Annotated in this window: 2 protein-coding genes; both read right to left on the bottom strand. The window is 66.7% G+C overall.

Features of this window, described 5'->3' with window-relative positions; genetic code table 11:
- The coding region (locus tag G5V65_RS21805) for an ATP-dependent Clp protease proteolytic subunit (protein ID WP_206526935.1) at positions 1–290 on the bottom strand (290 nt) is incomplete at its 3' end.
- A 4-nt stretch (positions 291–294) separates the two neighbouring features.
- Positions 295–1497: phage portal protein (locus G5V65_RS21800; RefSeq protein ID WP_165054713.1), on the bottom strand; the 1203-nt coding region annotated here is incomplete at its 5' end.

Genomic DNA, 1497 nt, shown 5'->3' with positions numbered 1-1497 from the left:
ATGACGATCTCGTCACCCGCCATGGCCACATAGGAGGCCGCCGAGGCGGCCACGCCGTCGATCCAGACGGTGATCGTGCCGTCATGCCGCTGCAAGGCGTTGTAGATCGCCACCGCGTCGAAGACCGAGCCGCCCGGACTGTTGAGGCGCAGGTCGATGGGCACCCCGTCCGGCAGTGCGCCGAGTTCCGCGAGAAACCCCTTGGCGCTGACGCCATAGGCGCCGATCTCGTCATAGATCAGCACTTCCGCGCCCGTGCCGCGGGCGCGGATCGTGTACCAGTTCTTCATCCTGTCACTCCTGTTCGGATTGCGCGCTCGCGTCGGATCCATCGGTTTCCGGGTCAAGTAGCCTTGAGGGCGTGGCCCGCGCGCCTTGCGTCTCGCCGGGGCTCGTCCGGTAGTGGAGGCCCAGATCGGCCGACCGCCGGGCATCGGCGGCGTTCTCGCGGTCAACCTCCTCGATGTCGTAGCCGGTGGCCTCGACCACCTTGCGGCGAGAGGTGATGCCCGCCTCCATGGCGAGGACCTGTGCCTGGATATCCTTCAAGGGATCGACCCAGTCCCAGCGCGGCGGTATCCATTGTGCTGCGCGGAATCGGCCGGGTTCGGCACCGAACCCGGGCAGATCGAGCGCACCCGACAGTGCTGCGGTTTCCATCCAGCGCGCCCAGATCGGACGGCAGAACTGATGCACGATCACGCCATGCTGAAACTGGCCGATGCGGCGACGGAATTCGACGAGTTCGGCCCGAAGGCTCGAGTAGTTCGCCTGCCGCACATCGCCGGTGACGAGGTGATAGGGCAGACCAAGCGAGGCTGAGACCGCCAGCAACGTGCGATACTGGAACGCCTCGTAGCCCCCGCCCACATCGGCCGGGCTCGAGAATTTCACGTCCTCGCCTGGCAGCAGGACCTGCATAGTGCCGGGCTCGAGGCTGGCAATCGTCGCACCCTCGGGGTCTGCGGCGCCTTCCCCCATCAACGGCTCTTCTGGCGCCGTCTTGGTGATGAAGCCCGCGAACATCGCCGCCGTCTTCTTCCGGTCGAGTTCAGCGTCATCGTACTGGTCGAGCAGGAACAACCGCACCATGGCGGGTGCGACATGCGGCAGGCCGCGGATCTGGCCCGCATCGATGGGCCGGTAGATGTGCAGAACGTCCCCAGCCGGGACGCGGACCGTGTCGGGTACGGCCACCCGCTGGTCCGTGCTGTCGCCCGGGTGGCGGCGGCGAAAGTGATAGGCCACCCGCCGCCCGATCCCGTCGAACTCGATCCCGCAGCGGATCCGGTTGCCGTTGGCGGCTGTCTCTGTCTTTTCGAAGGGTAACATCTCGGACTGCAGGAGCTGCATCTGCATGGGCACCAGCAGACCATCTTCCGAACGCCGGGAGCGCAGGCGCACGAAGCACTCGCCCGCGACGAACATTTCGCGCGCGACCATGGCCTGCAGCCCGTAGAAGTCGGTCAGCCCGTCCGCGTCGGCCTCGTCCGTCCA

Source organism: Paragemmobacter kunshanensis (genome assembly GCF_011059185.1).
Lineage (GTDB): Bacteria > Pseudomonadota > Alphaproteobacteria > Rhodobacterales > Rhodobacteraceae > Paragemmobacter > Paragemmobacter kunshanensis.
Note: the sequence above shows the minus strand (reverse complement) of the source record. Positions and strands in the feature narration are given on the sequence as shown.